Below are 17,169 nucleotides of genomic sequence, written 5' to 3'. Positions count from 1 at the left end.
GAAACAATGCACTGTAGGGTTTACTACAGTGCATTGTCCAACGTTCTATAGATTAAGAACTGGGATTTTCATTGTTCTGCCCTTCAATACGTCCTTCAGCAGACTCTTCAGGGATCGGAGGTACAGGAAGGTCAGTCTGCGGAACGCCAGATGATTTGCCATTGACAAATTCGTCATAAGCGGTCCTATTTGCAAATGGACGTTTACCTAATATCTCTTCTAAATCCGATTGGAACAGGATTTCCTTTTCTAATAATTTCTCTGCAATGGCCACTAAGCCATCTTGCTTTTCCAATAACAGCTCCTTGGTACGATCATATACCGCTGATACCAATGTCCTTACTTCGTCATCGATCAACTCTGCAGTCTGATCAGAATATGGCTTTTGAAACTGGGATTCGCCCGAACTGTCTCTAAAGGACACGTTACCAACTTTATGATTCATCCCATACACCGCAGTCATGGCATATGCTAATTTGGTAATACGTTCCAAATCATTTTGAGCACCTGTGGAGATACGTCCAAATGTGATATCTTCCGCTACGCGTCCACCCATTGTCATACACATGCTGTCCAATAACTGTTCGGTCGTATATAGGAATTGTTCCTTCGGTAAGTACTGCGCATATCCCAACGCAGCTACTCCACGTGGAACAATAGAAACCTTTACCAATGGATCTGCATGTTCTAAAAACCAACCTGCAATAGCATGCCCAGCTTCATGGTAAGCGACAATCTTTTTCTCCTCAGGGGAGATAATTTTGTTCTTCTTCTCAAGACCTCCGATTACACGATCGATAGCATCTTGAAAGTCCTGCATGTCAATCTCCGTCTTGTTTTTACGAGCAGCGATAAGAGCGGCCTCATTACAGACGTTTGCAATTTCTGCTCCTGCAAATCCTGGAGTCTGTGCAGACAGCTTTTTCGCATCTACGGTCTCCGAGAGCTTCAAGGGCTTAAGGTGTACTTTAAAAATATGTTCTCGTCCAATCAAATCTGGCTTGTCAATCGATATTTGACGATCAAAACGTCCCGGACGAAGCAATGCTGTATCCAAAACATCCAAACGATTGGTCGCCGCAAGGATGATTACGCCTACATTCGTGCCAAAACCATCCATCTCTACCAACAACTGATTTAGGGTATTCTCACGCTCATCGTTGCCTCCCATAATGGAGTTTTTGCCACGTGCACGACCTATCGCATCTATTTCATCAATAAAAATGATACATGGAGCCTTTTCCTTCGCTTGTTTAAACAAATCACGTACTCGCGACGCCCCCACCCCAACAAACATTTCCACAAAGTCGGAGCCCGACAGCGAGAAAAATGGAACCTGTGCCTCTCCTGCTACCGCTTTGGCCAACAAGGTTTTACCTGTACCCGGAGGGCCGACCAAAAGAGCCCCTTTCGGAATCTTACCACCTAAATTGGTATACTTCTTAGGGTTTTTAAGAAAATCAACGATCTCCATAACCTCTTGCTTAGCTTCTTCTAGACCCGCCACGTCATTAAACGTAATGTTAATCTGAGATTCTTTGTCGAATAGCTGCGCCTTAGATTTACCGATATTAAAAATTGCACCACCGGCACCTCCAGCGCCTCCGTTCATACGCTTCATCAAGAATATCCAAATCAATACGATAATCAATAATGGGAGCATGAAAGACACAAACCATCCTGTCCAAGGATTGGACCTGTCTTCTGGGACTACTCGGATACGTTGGGCAGGATCTACATTAATCTGTGATTCATCCAATTTCTTTTCCAACGCCTCATAAGAACCATCGGTAAATACATATTGAGGTCCTGTTGATGGCGTCAAATTCAGGGCACTTGGACTTGGTGCCACTTCCTTATATTTATCTTCTTTTAACTTATCTTTCTTGATATAAACCTCGACTTGTACAAGGTCATTTTTCTTGTAGGCGACTAGTTTCTCTACATCACCTGTGTTGAGCATTTTAGATTCGAACTCGCTATAGGTTGTTTGCTTTGCCGTCTCTCCATTGAAAAAAAACTGCAACCCCAAAAATCCCAAAATCATAGCGATCCACAGCCACATCATATTGAATTTTGGTGGCATGGGTGTTATTTTTTTACTGGGTATTTTATTCATTATATTCTCTTAATTTGTGAAATTAATTTTTTTCTGCTTTAATTTAGACTAGGCACTTTGATATGTCTGGATGGCTGCGTCACCCCACAAATCCTCGATACCATAATGCTCTCGCTTATCTGTTTTGAAAATATGGACCACGACATCGACAAAATCCAGCAGAATCCATTCTCCGTTTCCCTGACCTTCTTTGTGCCAAGGGTCTTGTCCAAAGGCTTTATAAACTTCGTCTTCTACACTCTTCGCAATTGCATTGACCTGGGCGGTAGAATCAGCATGGCAAATTACGAAATAATCAGAGACCGAACTGTTAATATTTCTTAAATCCAACCGTACTATTTCGTTGCCCTTTTTCTCTTGCATCCCATGAACTACAATCTCCGACAACTTGGAAGACAACCCTGTTTTCTTATCTTTAATCATTAAAATATTATAGTTTTGAATATTAAATTCTCTTAAACACTATATTTCTGTGCAAAATAACATATTTCCGGGACTTTATGTGGGTCAAAATTTAATAAAATTAGACCGAGTATCCTCAACAAACGATTATCTGAAGGAACAACTGTCAAATTTCAAGCCACTTGACGAAGGTTCTGCCATTATGACAATAGATCAATACAGTGGAAAAGGGCAACGCGGCAATACATGGCAATCCCAACCGGGGAAAAATCTGACGATAAGCATAGTCTTTTACCCTACATTCCTAGCCATTGAAGATCAATTTTTATTGAACATCTGTTTCAGCTTAGGCCTGACAAACTGGCTACAATCTATCTTGAGACAATCGGTAAAAGTGAAATGGCCGAATGATATCATGGTTGATCAGCAAAAGATTTGTGGAATTCTAATCGAAAATCAAGTGAAAAAAAATGGCATCAGCAGCAGTATAATAGGCATCGGTGTCAATATCAACCAAACTAACTTTGGAGCCGAATTAACTCAACGAGTCTGCTCGATGAAGGGAATGCTTGGCCAAAAAGATGACCTTTCTATTGATCAGTTACTCCCCTCGCTCTTCCAGCACCTTCAGGTGCAATACGAACTATTGAGAAAAGGAGCACATAGCGAGTTGTTAAAAGCCTACAATAACACTCTCATGTGGCAGGGGGAGCTACGGCCTTTTTTGATTGACGACGTAGAGGTACAGGGAAAAATCGTCGAGGTAAGAAAGGACGGATTACTTCACATAGACTTTGGCAAAGCCATTCGCACATTTCAAATGAAGGAAATTTCACACAAGCTATAGGCAACGATAATTTTACTTTTGAATTAGTTTAAAGAGAAACTTTTGCATTATTTTTGTCCTAGTGGATTAAACCTTCTTTAATTAAAGGAGTAATATAGATGCACAAACAACTCAACAAAATAAAATGAAAAAAATTAGCTTATTAATCGTTGCCGTACTATTTACCATCGTTAGCGTAAATGCGCAGATCCTTAACCCAGTGAAGTGGTCTGTGGCAACCAAAAAAACAAGTAACACCGAAGCTGTAATCTACGTTAAAGCAACAATAGAAAACGGTTGGCATATCTATTCCCAGAATATTGGCGAAGGTGGTCCAGAGCCTACAAAGTTCAACTTTGCAGCATCAAAAGACTTCACATTAGCAGGTAAAACGGTAGAACCAACTCCAAAGTCAAAATACGAAGACGCATTCAAGATGAATGTCAAATATTTCGAAAAAGAAGTTGTTTTTGCTCAAAAAATAAAATTGAAAAAAGGACAGACAGCTGTAAAAGGATCTGTTGAATTTATGGTCTGCGATGACACCCGTTGTCTTCCTCCTGACGAATATGAGTTCACTGTACAGGTTAAGTAACCCACTGTAATTTACGTTAAAAAGAATATGGCAGTAATTTATTTACTGCCTTTTTTGCTGAAAGTACTTCATATATTCGATCGCCATCCAAATCCGCATATCCCATTTTCTGCTGCAGGCGTTAATACTTTATGTTGGTTTTTCGAATAATGTCTAATGACAAAGACAAAAAACCTTTTTCGGAATGCAGCAATCAGTTTACCTTTTCCGTCAAGGGCTTATCAAAATAATCTTATAATAACAATCGATATGCAAAAGCTTCCTGTTTTTTCTGAAAGTGCACCTAACCAATGGACATTACAAATTCTTAAGGACTCCGTCGGCATCATCAGTGGGGGAGCATCCCTATGCATGATTCGCCAGTGGGCTATGAAGATACTATTATTAGGCTCGCTGTTCATCTTTGCAACAGCTTCCTTTGCCGCCATCACCCAAGATAGTACGACCACTGACTCTTCTATCTTATTGGAAATGCCCTCCGATTTGGAATTTTCAGATGGGCAAGAGGAAGTGATTGCTCCCGAAACATCGCCATCAGTTGATTCGGCCGCTACCGTGCAGGCCACAGGAGTATCCGCCAGTGGTGACAACAATGCGGATCAATCCCTATGGGGAATCTTTATTGCCGGATTAATCGGTGGATTTGCAGCATTCTTGATGCCTTGTATCTTCCCTATGGTCCCGCTAACCGTTAGTTTTTTCACAAAAAAAGCAGGCAGTAGGACCAAAGCAATTGGACAAGCTTTACTATACGGGTTTTTCATCATTGTCATCTACGTCGCGCTAGGCATGATTGTCACCATCATCTTTGGCTCGGATGCACTCAATGCGTTGTCAACCAATGGATATTTTAATTTCTTCTTTTTTCTTCTATTGGTTGTCTTTGCCGCCTCCTTCTTCGGTGCATTCGAAATTACATTACCAAGCTCCTTTGTAAATAAGATTGACGCCAAGTCTGACAAAGGCGGACTGGTAGGTCTCTTCTTCATGGCCTTCAGTCTTGCTGTCGTTTCCTTTTCTTGTACGGGGCCAATAATCGGCACTTTACTAGTAGATGCAGCGTCCAAAGGGGACAGACTCGGCCCGGCAGTAGGTATGCTCGGGTTTTCAGTAGCATTGGCTATACCATTTGCTTTGTTTGCAATGTTTCCTTCACTTTTAAAGTCAATGCCCAAATCGGGAGGTTGGCTGAATAGTGTAAAAGTCGTTTTAGGCTTTCTAGAGTTAGCATTGGCCTTAAAATTTTTATCCAATGTAGACCTCGCTTATCACTGGAACTGGTTGGATAGAGAGGTATTCCTATCACTATGGATCGTCATCTTTGGTCTAATGGGACTGTACTTGATCGGAAAGATCAAATTTTCGCATGACAGCGATTTGAAATACCTTTCAGTACCTCGTACGTTGCTCGCCATCACGGTATTTGCTTTCGTGGTTTATATGGTTCCAGGTCTATGGGGCGCACCATTGAAATCCATATCCGCTTTCCTGCCCCCTTCGGCCACCCAAGATTTTGACTTGACCACCGGAATGGGGGTCCACGGTCCTGCCACCGGTGATGGAAAAGTCAAAAAGTACGCGGAGATATTTCACGAAAGAGGCACCCCAAAAGGATTTGACCCTTACTACGACTACGACCAGGCGCTGGAGACTGCTAAAGAAATCAATAAACCAGTCTTGATTGATTTTACAGGTTGGAATTGTGTAAACTGCAGACAAATGGAAGCAAACGTATGGACAGACCCTAGAGTTGCCAAGATACTCAAAGAAGAGTTTGTGATGGCAGAATTATTTGTCGATGACAAAACTGTTCTTGCGCCAGAAGAGCAATATGTATCAACGTTCAGTGGAAAAAAAATCAAAACTATTGGAAACAAAAACAGTGATTTTCAGGCTGCAACTTTTAATAACAATGCGCAGCCTTACTATGTCATCGTGGATACTCAGGGAAATGTGCTCGTTCCACCAAGCGGGGCGAACTATGACATAGACAGTTATATCGCTTTCCTTAGAAGTGGCATTGATGCGTTCAAAGCCAAAAAGTAAATTTTATTAGCTTTCTATATTGCTAGATTGCTCATTTAGGTTCTCTTTTATGTCCATCGCCATCTGCTACACATAAAAGAAAACTATTACTTGTAAAAAAAAGCAATTATAGCTATGTTTGGATATATATGAGTAACGTTAAAAATATTGCCGTACTAACATCAGGAGGTGATGCTCCCGGTATGAACGCTGCCATTCGAGCAGTTGTCCGCACAGGTATCTACTATAATTTAAATGTTTTTGGTATCCGTAGAGGGTATGATGGGATGGTGAGTGGAGATATCATCAGCATGGATGCAAAATCCGTGGCGAATATAATTCAAAGGGGAGGTACCATCTTAAAAACTGCCAGAAGTGATGAATTTCGTACCTCAGAGGGACGGAAAAAGGCCTATGAAAATCTAAAGAAACACGAAATTGACGCATTGGTCGTCATTGGAGGTGACGGTACGTTTACGGGAGCTTCAAAATTTATAGAGGAGTTTGACATGCCTATTATGGGCCTACCAGGCACAATCGATAATGATTTGGTCGGTACAGACTTCACTATCGGATATGACACTGCCATCAACACCGTGGTGGATGCTGTAGACAAAATACGTGATACCGCTGAATCCCACGACCGTCTGTTTGTGATTGAAGTAATGGGACGAGATTCAGGTCTTATTGCTCTTCGTTCAGGCATCAGTACTGGAGCAGAGGCTGTCCTCATTCCAGAAATCAAGGTGGACTATGATGCTATCATGACCCGCTTAGACAAGACCCGTAAAAATAAAGCTTCACGAATCATTATCGTAGCAGAAGGTGATAAAGAAGGTGGTATGGTCGTTGCTGGTAAGATAAAAGAAAGTTTCCCATCTTACGATGTCCGCCTATCCATCCTAGGCCATATTCAACGCGGAGGCGCTCCCTCTTGCATGGATAGGGTCTTAGCTAGTCGCGTGGGCGTTGGAGCTGTAGAAGGACTAATTGCAGGCCGCAGAGGAGAGATGGTAGGTTTGGTTCATGGACACATAGAATATACTCCCTTCAGCAAAGCCATTAAACACATTGATAAAATTGATGACAATCTCACCAGAATCGTCGAAATCTTATCGCTATAATATAACAGGAACTATTAAAAAAGGGGAAGCATGTATATGTTTCCCCTTTTTTTTGAGCCTATATTTCTATTTCAGCAAATTAAGCAGATATTCATCTGATATCGCTGGCAATCTTATCTCCTGCCCTTCGCTTTGCAGAGAGTCTGCAAATACATTCGTTTCCATTAAAGCTTTAATATAGGCCGAGACCACATCATCCGCGACCTTTATACCCTTACCATCCTTAATATCCACTACATATCGATTATCTTTCAACGCTACATGTTTATAAAAACGATACGCCGCAGCTTTCAACAAACCTAGATCCTGCTGAGATAACCGATCTATTCGCGCACCATCAGGCAAGTCCACATCAATAAAAGTATCCCCTTTCGCCAATTCATCTATTGGATGATCCAGGGGCACAGTCGTAAGAGCAGCAAGATTAATAACTGCCACGCCCTCTTTAGGAGATTGTTGACAAGAAATCAGAAAAAACAAGCTTACCAAACTAATATATATCGTCTTCATCGGATAACTATAATGCACAAGAGGCCTTCCGTTGAAAGGCCTCTTGTATACCAAAAATGGATTATTTAATCTATTTTAAAATTTCAGCAAGCTTCGCATGCAAGGCCTCGCCCCTTAGATTAGAGGCCACGATTTTTCCCTCAGGATCTAATAGAAAGTTTTGGGGTATACCACGAATTGAATATAATCCCACCACTACCGACTCCCATCCTTTCAGATCTGATACATGTGGCCAGCCTTGCAGACTATCTGTTTGGATCGCGTGCATCCACTTCTCTTTTTTTCCCGGCTGGTCAAGCGACACACCCAATACGGTAAAATTTTTATCTTTGAACTTGTCAAATGCAGCAACCACATTAGGATTCTCATGACGACAAGGACCACACCAACTTGCCCAAAAATCGACCAACACATATTTCCCTCTCAAGGAAGAGAGTGCCAAGTTGTTACCCGCTGTATCAGGCAGCGTAAAATCTGGGGCAACCGACCCCACCGCCAATTTCTTTAGATCGTTGATTTTCTGTGCTAAAGCTTTTCCTTTTTTGGAGGCTTTCAAAGAAGCAGAGAGCGCATTGAATTGCGGCTCCACATCTGTGTTCACATTCTCCGGATCCACCTTCTCTTCCAACAAATTCAGTGCTATGTAACTATTGGGATTCCCCTTGATGTATTCATCATTTACGACCTTCTGCTTTTCAAAGATTCCTTGTGCTTTCTCCTGCAGTTGCCCTACGAAAGCCTGATCGTTCTTTTGCGCATCTGTTGCAGCCATGTATTCTGCATTGAGTCCCGAGAACTGATCCTCAAAAGGCTTGATAGCACGCTTATATTTCATCAGGTCGGTATTGATCTGATTACCGCTTACAGTCGCTTCTTTGATAGTCGCGGCACCGTCAATCTTCACGACACCCTTTGAAAGATACACTGCCGTCACATCTGGCTGCGGAATAGATTGCACATCCACGCCTTCAGGTGAATAAATGACAAATGCCTGGACAGGCTCAGAAACCGTTCCGTGAAACTTAAACTCACCCTTCACTACTGCAGTAGAGTCCATAAAAGCCTGACCGTTGTCTCGATATTGAATGTAAGCTTTCGCTTTCTCACCCGCTCCTGTCAATTTTCCATGTACCGTAAAGTCTTCTTGTGCAAATAATATTGCGGGGAGAAGTCCAAGTCCCAATAAAAATGTTTGCTTCATTATTGCTTTCTAATTATATCGTCGCCTTTACAACGCTTTTATTCCTCTATTTTATACACCCGTTCCATAAAAATCTTGTTACCAGCGACCACTGGCACCACCACCACCAAATCCTCCTCCTCCGAAGCCACCAAATCCGCCGCCACCGCCGAAACCTCCGCCGCTACCACCACCAAATCCACCACCCGAAGATCGACCGCCCCCCATTAATCCACTCAACAATGTCCACCAGAAGAGATCATTTGCACCCTTACCACCAATTACACGTCCCCCGCCCTTATTGCCGCCACCGCCGCCTTTACTGGCTGCAAAAACTACAATGACAACAATTACAAGGATGATAATTTTTAAGATATTACCTCCACCAGCTGGTGCTTGCCGATCATTTCCTTCATTCTTATACTCTCCTTTGGAGTAGGCAATCAATGCATTCGTAGCACGATCTATCCCAGTATAATAGTCTCCTTGCTTAAAAGCCGGCTTAATTTCATTTTCAATGATGCGGTAGGCTATTGCGTCAGGCACAGCTCCTTCCAGGCCATATCCCGTCTGTATCGTGACGGCACGGTCGCCCAATGCCACTAACAATAGAATACCATTATTATACTTCTTGTCACCCACACCCCATTTTTGGGCGAGACGAACAGCATAATCGGCGATATCATAATCCCCCGTCGTATTCATCACCACCACTGCAATCTGGGTGGATGTGGAGTCTTCAAACTTCAACAATTTGCTTTCCAAAGCCTGCACCTGGGTACTGCTCAATGTATTGGTATAATCACTGACAAGTCTCTGCGGAGCAGCAGGGAAATCCTGCGCGTTCGCCTTTAGCAGGAATATGCTAAAAATAGACCATATCAAAAGCGATCTAAAGTGTGCTTTTCTTAATATATGCATGTTAGTCTCTGGATATGTACATCATTTACTATTGCCAAAATGAATTTCATTCGGCAATTCATTGACATCGTCGGAAGTATTGGGATAAAAATGCTTAAGTTGATTTCCAGCTTGATGGACGCCGGCAATCAATCCTTTTGCCAGCTCTCCCGTCCTGAAATAAGATGCCATGGTCTCCTTAGTAGATTCCCAAAAATCAGGCCCTACTCGTTCATTAATACCAGCATCACCTATGATCGCAAAAAGATGGTCATGAGCAGCCAAATACACCAATACACCATTACGTTGCGCGGTAGCATGCATCTCTAGTTTCTTAAAATAAGAAACTGCCCTGTCTAGTGGATCCTGTGCCGGACAAGTGTTTTCTATGACAATACGAATCTCGCCAGACGTCATATTCTCCGCAACACTAATCGCATGTGCGACTTGCTCTTGCTCTTCAGCGCTTAATATTTGCATACTATTGGATTAAAAAAAGATGAACAATTTTGCATTTCATCAAAATTGTCCATCTCCGTTACTAATTTCTATATTAAAAAGATACCTCTGGAGCTTTATCCGATCCTTCGGCAGCTTTAAATGTACCTTTTGGCTTAAATCCAAACATACCCGCCATGATATTATTAGGGAAGCTTCTCACAGTTGTATTATAATCTTGTACAGCCTCATTGTAAGCTCTACGCTCTACAGAGATTCTATTTTCAGTACCTTCCAATTGCGCTTGTAACTCTAAAAAGCTCTGATTAGCCTTTAAGTCGGGATATGCTTCAACACTTACCAATAGACGTCCGATAGACTGAGATAGTGCATCTTGTGTCTGTTGATAGTTAGCAATAGCCTCTTCCGAAAGATTAGAAGGGTCGACCGTTACCGAAGTCGCTTTAGCGCGAGCTTCTACGACTGCTGTCAATGTTCCCTCTTCATGTTTTGCAGCTCCTTTTACCGTATTTACCAAATTCGGAATTAAATCCGCACGGCGTTGATAAGCATTCTCAACCTGAGCCCACTTTCCTTTTACATTCTCATCTTTGGAAACCATTGTATTGTAACCACAAGAACTAAAGGACAACGCTGTAAATAAGCCAACTAATGCGATTAATAATCTTTTCATGTGTAATGTGTTTTCTAATTAACTGTTAAATATACTAAATTGTTTCAATACCCAATTCATCGTAACAAAGCAAATACCAAGATTTGATTACGTGAGCTTTAGACAAAACTATACATAAGAAAATAATTCAAAGAGGCTTCGCAAGCCTCCCAACAGGAGAAAAATCTAAACGAAGGCACTTTCAAGACAATTAAAAAGGCCATAACGTCAGCTTATGGCACACTCTTCCGCTCGACAGATCGATGTACAGGCGAGTATGTTTCTGAATTTCATCCCCGCGGTCGTTAATGCGAAGCATTTTTTTTATTTTTGTACTGTTTTGGGATAAAAACCCAGCCACATCATGCAGAAAGAAATAGAACTTGCCCTATCTCCGGACCATATCACGGACCGTGAATATATTCTTGAAAAAGGAGTCAAAGAACTCCGCATCCCCCTTTCACAAATTAAAGGTTTCAAAATCAGAAAACGCTCAATCGATGCCCGCAGTCGGCATGTCGTATTTCGTGTCAGGGTCATCTTTTATATCAATGAGGAACCTATCGTCGATATTCATCACCCCAATCATCAGCAGGTCAAAAATGCCAAGCCCGTCATTATTATAGGTGCAGGCCCTGCAGGCTTATTTGCCGCCTATAGGTGCATTGAAAGGGGGCTAAAGCCTATTGTCATCGAAAGAGGTAAAGAAGTCCGTGAGCGCAGGCGGGATCTTGCAAAAATTACTCGCGAGGGACACGTAAATCCAGAATCCAACTATTGCTTTGGAGAGGGAGGAGCCGGTACCTACTCGGATGGAAAGCTGTACACCCGTTCCGATAAACGAGGAGATGTACAGAAAGTACTACAGATTTTTGTCAACCACGGCGCTACAGACGACATTTTGGTAGATGCTCGTCCACATATCGGCACCAATAAACTACCACATATCATTGCTGCGATGCGCAATACCATACTCGAGTGCGGCGGTGAGTTTATTTTCGATCAACGTGTGATTGACATCCACGAAGCCTTTGGTGCCGTAACAGGTGTCACGCTTGCCAGTGGAGAGCAAATTAATGCTCCGCATGTGATTCTCGCAACAGGTCACTCTGCGCGAGATGTATTTGAGCTTTTTAGAAAAAAGAATTGGCTAATAGAGGCCAAATCCTTCGCTTTGGGTGTACGTATCGAACATCCTCAAGCACTCATCGATCAAGCACAATACCATTGCAGCACACGCCACGAGAACCTACCTCCCGCATACTACAGTCTGGTCGAGCAGGTCAATAACCGAGGAGTATTTTCCTTTTGTATGTGCCCCGGCGGCATCATTGCTCCCTGCGCAACCGATTTGGAAGAAATTGTAGTCAATGGTTGGTCCCCGTCCAAACGCAACAATCCTCACGCCAACTCTGGCACCGTGACCCAGATCAATCTAAAAGATGTACCGAATGCCGCTACCGACCCCTTTGCACTACTAGATTTTCAAAAACAAGTAGAAAAATTGGCTTTCGATTTGGGCGGAGGCAGACTTGTTGCTCCCGCACAACGCATGGTAGACTTTGTTGAAAAAAGAGTCTCCAGTTCGCTGCCTGACTGTTCCTATAAACCGGGCACCAACAGTGTAGATTTGGACGAGGTGCTCCCTAATTTTGTACGAGAGGCTCTTCGAGGTGCACTTCCGATATTTGGTAAAAAAATGAAAGGCTATTATACGAATGAAGCAATTCTAGTAGGCGTAGAATCGCGCACTTCCTCACCGGTACGTATACCAAGAGACAAAGAGAGTCTGCAACACCCCCAAATCACAGGATTATATCCATGTGGCGAAGGTGCCGGATATGCTGGAGGTATTGTATCAGCAGCTGTCGATGGCATTAACTGTGTCAACGCCATACCGTTACCATAATTTTTAAATTTTATTTTGCCAGATAGCATATAAAGTGTATTTTTGCCATACCAAAAGCGAAAGTAGCTCAGTTGGTAGAGCACAACCTTGCCAAGGTTGGGGTCGCGAGTTCGAATCTCGTCTTTCGCTCCACTAAAGCCTCAGAAATATCTGAGGCTTTTTTAATACCCAACCATCTGATAATCACCCCTACCTTTTTTTTCCGCTGGCGCCTATACCCCACTGAGGATTTCAATTACTCGATTTATTTTCTTATATTGATGATATAAGCTTTGACGACCGCCGCACACTCATAAACCCATGTGATATGAATTTCAAAAGTCGAAAAGATCCCTTAACGCTATGCATCGTCTTCGCATGCTGCTCGGTTATGTTGTTATTTCTATTCGTCACCTACAGACAAGAAGGAGCATCAGCATTACAGATTATCCTGAGCATCGTACCCACGCTGATCGTAATTGGAATCATCCTTTGGATGGTCCTAGATGTGGGATACACCATCCAAGATGGTTATATCAAATATAGAGCTGGCTGGATTAGGGGCAAAATAAAAATTGCCCATATAAAACGGATACGTGTCAATGAAACAATGTGGGTTGGTTTCCGTCCTGCTTCCGCACGAAACGGACTGATTATCGAAAACAAAAAACAGGGGGAGATATACATCAGCCCCGATAGCAACGATTCATTTGTAGACGCACTCCTACTCATCAATCCAGCCATACAAATCCATAGAAAAAGCGCATTAGAAACATCCTAATGCGCTTTTTCTGTGATTATATAACGTGTTAATCTTTCAAACCAGCATCCACCAGATTTTCGATATAGGCCCGCACGACGGGATTGGAAAATCTAGTAATTACGTCAAAGGCAAAAGCATGTACCAGCAACAGCCTAGCAGACTCCTCTCCGATACCTCGCGCTCTCAAATAGAAAAGCGCTTCTTCATCAAATTGTCCCATTGTACAGCCATGAGAACATTTCACATCATCAGCAAAAATCTCCAACTGCGGCTTAGTATATACTGTTGATTTATCGCCAATCAACATATTATTATTTTGCTGAAACGCATTTGTTTTTTGTGCATCTTCTCTCACAAAAATTTTCCCGTTAAATACCGCTGTCGAGGTATCTTGTGGGATATTTTTGTACCACTCATAAGATTCACAATGCGGTTTCATATGGTCCACTACCGTATGGTTGTCTACAAATTGATTCTCCGAAGTCAAGTTGATACCATAAAGATGGCTTTCGACATTCTCTGCATCCATTCGCACATTGATGTCATTCCTGACAAACGAAGGTCCTGGGAAATTACAGTTGTAATTATTGTACAGACTATATTTTTCCTGATAAACTTCCGTGTGATTCACGTAATGACTAGTCGCATCAGCTATTTGTAAATAATAGTGTTGAAGTTTCGCATTTTCGCAAACAACGATTTCCGTCACCTTGTTATGTACGTTCTTCGCAGCACCATTGATTGTGATAAATGATTCTACAATCTCAGCCTCCGCATTTGGCTCAAGAACGATTAAGTTTCGCGTCTGTGTAAAAAAATCAGCATCGCCAGTAGCCACATGAACGATATGGATTGGCTTTTGCAAGACTTTTCCTTTGGCAACATCTATAAAAAGACCCGAGGTGAAAAGCGCAGTATTCAAAGCCACCATAGCGCTGTTTGTCTTATCAGCGTGTTGGGCAAAATGCTTGATGAAATTGCTTTCCTCGTCCGCCTCGTCAATTGGCTTCACGGTCAGTCCCACCTCTTCTTCCAAGGAAGAAAATGCCAAGACATACTGCCCATTTACCAGCACGATGCGGTGTGCGTCGAAGTCAGGGATATCAGCTTTACTGAAGTCCAACTCTTCGATGTCCACATCTGGATTAAGCACGTATGTCTTATTAACCAGACTGTGAATATTTGTATATTTCCAATCTTCATTTTTCACGGTTGGGAAACCCTGTTGACGAAACTTGTCAAAGGCCTCTTGACGCAACTTGGTCAAGGCAACGGTCTCTTGAGCATTTGTTTGCTCCTGAAAACCTTCCACCAATTGTTGAAATAATGAATCTGCTACTAATGTACTCATGTTGTTATCTATCCGTCCGCTTGCTACTACATCCATCCCTTAAGATCCTCAAGCGTTTTGTGTATCTAATTCTTTTAACCAATCGTATCCTTTTTCTTCTAGCTCTAGCGCCAACTCTTTAGGACCTGTCTTTACGATACGTCCATTATATAGCACATGCACAAAGTCAGGAACGATATAGTCTAATAACCGTTGGTAGTGTGTAATAACGACAAATGCGTTGTCCTTAGAGCGCAGTTGGTTGACACCGTTGGCCACTACACGTAGCGCATCTATGTCCAACCCAGAATCCGTCTCGTCTAGAATTGCCAACTTAGGATTCAACATCGCTAGTTGAAAAATTTCATTACGTTTTTTCTCACCTCCAGAAAATCCTTCGTTCAATGAACGATTAGCAAGGCTTGCCGAGAATTCGACCAACTTCTGCTTGTCTTTAACCATCTGAAGAAACTCTTTCGCTTCCATCGGAGGCAACCCCTTATACTCACGGATATCATTGACGGCCGTTTTCAAAAAGTTGATATTGGATACCCCGGGGATTTCTACTGGATATTGAAAAGCCAAAAATAACCCTTCTCTTGCGCGATCTTCAGGAGAAAGATCCAATAGATCGATTCCCTCCAAAAGTGCCGAACCATCTGTCACTTCGTAGCTGTCGCGTCCTGCCAATACATTACCCAATGTGCTTTTTCCCGCACCATTTGGTCCCATGATTGCATGAATCTCTCCAGCTTTGACCTCTAGATTCAATCCTTTCAATATTTGTTTGTCTTCAACAGACGCATGTAAATTCTTAATACTTAACATACTTTCTTTTCATTTGGACATCAAACTGTAAGAAGACTCTCTTACCATTTGCTCCCTTTATTTTTTTACGATATATAAAAATCTTAATACTACTTCTTACCCTACACTACCTTCAAGCGATATCGCTAGGAGCTTCTGAGCCTCCACTGCAAATTCCATCGGCAACTGGTTCAACACCTCTTTTGCATATCCATTTACAATCAACCCTACTGCTTTTTCAGAGTCAATACCACGTTGATTGAGGTAGAACACTTGGTCTTCCCCAATTTTTGAGGTCGTTGCTTCGTGTTCAAGTATAGCGGTTCTATTTTTGTTTTCGATATAAGGGAAAGTATGCGCTCCACATTTGTCGCCAATCAAGAGAGAGTCACATTGGGTAAAATTACGGGAATTATCCGCATTAGGACCAATCTTGACCAACCCACGGTAACTGTTATGGCTTTTACCTGCCGAGATACCTTTAGATACAATTTTTGAACGGGTATTTTTCCCTAAATGAATCATTTTGGTACCTGTATCAGCCACTTGCATATTACGAGTCAAAGCCACCGAGTAGAATTCTCCTACAGAATTATCTCCTTTAAGAATTACACCTGGGTATTTCCATGTGATGGCAGATCCCGTTTCTACTTGTGTCCAAGATATCTTACTGTTATCTCCTTTACAGATTCCCCGTTTGGTTACGAAATTATAAATTCCACCTTTTCCATCCTTATCCCCAGGGTACCAGTTCTGCACGGTAGAATATTTGATTTCGGCATCCTTCTGCGCAACCAGTTCTACGACTGCCGCGTGTAATTGGTTTTCATCACGAGTTGGCGCTGTACATCCCTCTAGATAAGACACGTATGACCCCTCATCTGCGATGATAAGTGTACGTTCAAACTGGCCTGTATTCTGCGCATTAATACGGAAATAGGTCGAAAGTTCCATTGGACACCTCACTCCCTTAGGAATATAAACGAATGACCCGTCCGAAAATACTGCAGAATTTAGTGCCGCATAAATATTATCTGTTTGAGGTACGACACTTCCTAGATACTCACGTATAAGTTCGGGATGCTCTTGTACAGCCTCCCCAAATGAGCAAAATATGACCCCTTGCTCTTTCAGCTTCTCCCGAAAAGTAGTCTTTACCGATACCGAATCAAATACCGCATCAACGGCAACGACTCCAGCCAATATCTTTTGTTCATCCAACGGAATCCCTAATTTTTCAAAAGTCAACAGCAGCTCCGGATCCACCTCATCAAGGGATTCCAACTGAGGCTTCACTTTAGGGGCCGCATAGTATGATATTTCTTGAAAATCCACTTCTGGATTCTTGAAGTTCTGCCAAGAGGGCATTTTCATGGTCAAAAAATGACGGAAAGCTTTCAATCGCCACTCCAACAACCATTCTGGCTCATTTTTCTTCTGGGAAATAAGTCGAACTGTATCTTCGGTCAAGCCTACAGGAGCGATATCCATCTCAATATCAGTCGTAAAACCGTATTTATACTCTTCGTTCTCCAGCTCTTTTAAAATCTCGTCGTCTTTAGTGCTCATATCTCTACTCTAAATCAAAA

Annotated in this window: 16 protein-coding genes and 1 tRNA gene; 7 read left to right on the top strand and 10 right to left on the bottom strand. The window is 42.3% G+C overall.

The genetic code is table 11. The annotated features are described in order from the left end of the window. Nucleotides 1-52 precede the first annotated feature (52 nt). Nucleotides 53-2,119, bottom strand: coding sequence for an ATP-dependent zinc metalloprotease FtsH (gene ftsH, locus OQ289_RS00905; RefSeq protein WP_270088993.1), 2,067 nt, complete (start codon nt 2,117-2,119; stop codon nt 53-55). A gap of 48 nt (nt 2,120-2,167) precedes the next feature. Next, complete coding sequence (gene rsfS / locus OQ289_RS00900; RefSeq protein ID WP_033563685.1) at nt 2,168-2,542, bottom strand: ribosome silencing factor; 375 nt, start codon at nt 2,540-2,542, stop codon at nt 2,168-2,170. Between the two features lie 49 nt (nt 2,543-2,591). On the opposite strand from rsfS, the gene OQ289_RS00895 reads away from it, so the two are divergent. The 4 genes from OQ289_RS00895 to pfkA all read left to right on the top strand — a co-directional run bounded on the left by OQ289_RS00895 (nt 2,592) and on the right by pfkA (nt 7,091). After that, on the top strand, nt 2,592-3,368 hold the full coding sequence (locus tag OQ289_RS00895) for a biotin--[acetyl-CoA-carboxylase] ligase (RefSeq protein WP_270088992.1): 777 nt from the start codon (nt 2,592-2,594) through the stop codon (nt 3,366-3,368). Nucleotides 3,369-3,492: 124 nt separating this feature from the next. Then, nucleotides 3,493-3,942 carry a protein-disulfide reductase DsbD domain-containing protein gene (locus OQ289_RS00890; protein ID WP_270088991.1) on the top strand — a complete coding sequence of 150 codons (450 nt, stop codon included), beginning with the start codon at nt 3,493-3,495 and terminating at the stop codon, nt 3,940-3,942. 369 nt (nt 3,943-4,311) lie between these two features. Then, nucleotides 4,312-5,988, top strand: coding sequence for a protein-disulfide reductase DsbD family protein (locus tag OQ289_RS00885; protein WP_270090887.1), 1,677 nt, complete (start codon nt 4,312-4,314; stop codon nt 5,986-5,988). A 128-nt stretch (nt 5,989-6,116) separates the two neighbouring features. Next, nucleotides 6,117-7,091, top strand: a complete 975-nt coding sequence (gene pfkA / locus OQ289_RS00880) for a 6-phosphofructokinase (protein WP_270088990.1) — start codon at nt 6,117-6,119, stop codon at nt 7,089-7,091. A gap of 66 nt (nt 7,092-7,157) precedes the next feature. Here pfkA and OQ289_RS00875 read toward each other — a convergent pair whose 3' ends face one another. From OQ289_RS00875 to OQ289_RS00855, 5 genes are all read right to left on the bottom strand, one after another. After that, nucleotides 7,158-7,601 carry a hypothetical protein gene (locus OQ289_RS00875; protein WP_270088989.1) on the bottom strand — a complete coding sequence of 148 codons (444 nt, stop codon included), beginning with the start codon at nt 7,599-7,601 and terminating at the stop codon, nt 7,158-7,160. Between the two features lie 70 nt (nt 7,602-7,671). Beyond that, nucleotides 7,672-8,802 (bottom strand): TlpA disulfide reductase family protein, encoded by a 1,131-nt coding sequence (locus tag OQ289_RS00870; protein ID WP_270088988.1) that lies wholly within the window; start codon nt 8,800-8,802, stop codon nt 7,672-7,674. 78 nt (nt 8,803-8,880) lie between these two features. Further along, the gene (locus OQ289_RS00865; protein WP_270088987.1) at nt 8,881-9,702 is read right to left on the bottom strand and encodes a TPM domain-containing protein; all 822 of its coding nucleotides are present in this window, start codon (nt 9,700-9,702) and stop codon (nt 8,881-8,883) included. 21 nt (nt 9,703-9,723) lie between these two features. Further along, nucleotides 9,724-10,161: a TPM domain-containing protein gene (locus OQ289_RS00860; RefSeq protein WP_270088986.1), complete on the bottom strand. Its 438-nt coding sequence runs from the start codon at nt 10,159-10,161 to the stop codon at nt 9,724-9,726. Between the two features lie 73 nt (nt 10,162-10,234). Then, nucleotides 10,235-10,813: a LemA family protein gene (locus OQ289_RS00855; protein ID WP_033563692.1), complete on the bottom strand. Its 579-nt coding sequence runs from the start codon at nt 10,811-10,813 to the stop codon at nt 10,235-10,237. A 343-nt stretch (nt 10,814-11,156) separates the two neighbouring features. Here OQ289_RS00855 and OQ289_RS00850 point away from each other — a divergent pair, with 343 nt between their 5' ends. The 3 genes from OQ289_RS00850 to OQ289_RS00840 all read left to right on the top strand — a co-directional run bounded on the left by OQ289_RS00850 (nt 11,157) and on the right by OQ289_RS00840 (nt 13,461). After that, on the top strand, nt 11,157-12,701 hold the full coding sequence (locus OQ289_RS00850) for an NAD(P)/FAD-dependent oxidoreductase (protein ID WP_270088985.1): 1,545 nt from the start codon (nt 11,157-11,159) through the stop codon (nt 12,699-12,701). Between the two features lie 56 nt (nt 12,702-12,757). Beyond that, nucleotides 12,758-12,833 (top strand) — tRNA-Gly (locus tag OQ289_RS00845). A 175-nt stretch (nt 12,834-13,008) separates the two neighbouring features. After that, nucleotides 13,009-13,461 carry a PH domain-containing protein gene (locus OQ289_RS00840; RefSeq protein ID WP_270088984.1) on the top strand — a complete coding sequence of 151 codons (453 nt, stop codon included), beginning with the start codon at nt 13,009-13,011 and terminating at the stop codon, nt 13,459-13,461. A 28-nt stretch (nt 13,462-13,489) separates the two neighbouring features. Here the strand turns inward: OQ289_RS00840 and sufD are convergent, their stop codons facing one another. The 3 genes from sufD to sufB all read right to left on the bottom strand — a co-directional run bounded on the left by sufD (nt 13,490) and on the right by sufB (nt 17,149). After that, complete coding sequence (sufD, locus tag OQ289_RS00835; protein WP_270088983.1) at nt 13,490-14,794, bottom strand: Fe-S cluster assembly protein SufD; 1,305 nt, start codon at nt 14,792-14,794, stop codon at nt 13,490-13,492. Between the two features lie 48 nt (nt 14,795-14,842). Next, nucleotides 14,843-15,601, bottom strand: coding sequence for a Fe-S cluster assembly ATPase SufC (gene sufC / locus OQ289_RS00830; RefSeq protein ID WP_033563696.1), 759 nt, complete (start codon nt 15,599-15,601; stop codon nt 14,843-14,845). Nucleotides 15,602-15,697: 96 nt separating this feature from the next. Beyond that, entirely contained in the window at nt 15,698-17,149 is a 1,452-nt protein-coding gene (sufB, locus tag OQ289_RS00825) for a Fe-S cluster assembly protein SufB (RefSeq protein ID WP_033563697.1), read from the bottom strand. Between the last annotated feature and the right edge of the window lie 20 nt (nt 17,150-17,169).

Source organism: Sphingobacterium sp. SYP-B4668 (genome assembly GCF_027627455.1).
In the GTDB taxonomy this organism is placed as follows: Bacteria; Bacteroidota; Bacteroidia; order Sphingobacteriales; family Sphingobacteriaceae; genus Sphingobacterium.
Note: the sequence above shows the minus strand (reverse complement) of the source record. Positions and strands in the feature narration are given on the sequence as shown.

Excerpts from the sequence above, each read along its gene's own strand:
- OQ289_RS00875 (WP_270088989.1), bottom strand. The coding sequence starts at position 7,601 with ATGAAGACGATATATATTAGTTTGGTAAGCTTGTTTTTTCTGATTTCT.
- OQ289_RS00860 (WP_270088986.1), bottom strand. The coding sequence starts at position 10,161 with ATGCAAATATTAAGCGCTGAAGAGCAAGAGCAAGTCGCACATGCGATT.
- sufC (WP_033563696.1), bottom strand. The coding sequence starts at position 15,601 with ATGTTAAGTATTAAGAATTTACATGCGTCTGTTGAAGACAAACAAATA.
- sufB (WP_033563697.1), bottom strand. The coding sequence starts at position 17,149 with ATGAGCACTAAAGACGACGAGATTTTAAAAGAGCTGGAGAACGAAGAG.
- OQ289_RS00865 (WP_270088987.1), bottom strand. The coding sequence starts at position 9,702 with ATGCATATATTAAGAAAAGCACACTTTAGATCGCTTTTGATATGGTCT.
- OQ289_RS00850 (WP_270088985.1), top strand. The coding sequence starts at position 11,157 with ATGCAGAAAGAAATAGAACTTGCCCTATCTCCGGACCATATCACGGAC.
- OQ289_RS00840 (WP_270088984.1), top strand. The coding sequence starts at position 13,009 with ATGAATTTCAAAAGTCGAAAAGATCCCTTAACGCTATGCATCGTCTTC.
- ftsH (WP_270088993.1), bottom strand. The coding sequence starts at position 2,119 with ATGAATAAAATACCCAGTAAAAAAATAACACCCATGCCACCAAAATTC.
- OQ289_RS00890 (WP_270088991.1), top strand. The coding sequence starts at position 3,493 with ATGAAAAAAATTAGCTTATTAATCGTTGCCGTACTATTTACCATCGTT.
- OQ289_RS00855 (WP_033563692.1), bottom strand. The coding sequence starts at position 10,813 with ATGAAAAGATTATTAATCGCATTAGTTGGCTTATTTACAGCGTTGTCC.
- sufD (WP_270088983.1), bottom strand. The coding sequence starts at position 14,794 with ATGAGTACATTAGTAGCAGATTCATTATTTCAACAATTGGTGGAAGGT.
- OQ289_RS00885 (WP_270090887.1), top strand. The coding sequence starts at position 4,312 with ATGAAGATACTATTATTAGGCTCGCTGTTCATCTTTGCAACAGCTTCC.
- rsfS (WP_033563685.1), bottom strand. The coding sequence starts at position 2,542 with ATGATTAAAGATAAGAAAACAGGGTTGTCTTCCAAGTTGTCGGAGATT.
- pfkA (WP_270088990.1), top strand. The coding sequence starts at position 6,117 with ATGAGTAACGTTAAAAATATTGCCGTACTAACATCAGGAGGTGATGCT.
- OQ289_RS00870 (WP_270088988.1), bottom strand. The coding sequence starts at position 8,802 with ATGAAGCAAACATTTTTATTGGGACTTGGACTTCTCCCCGCAATATTA.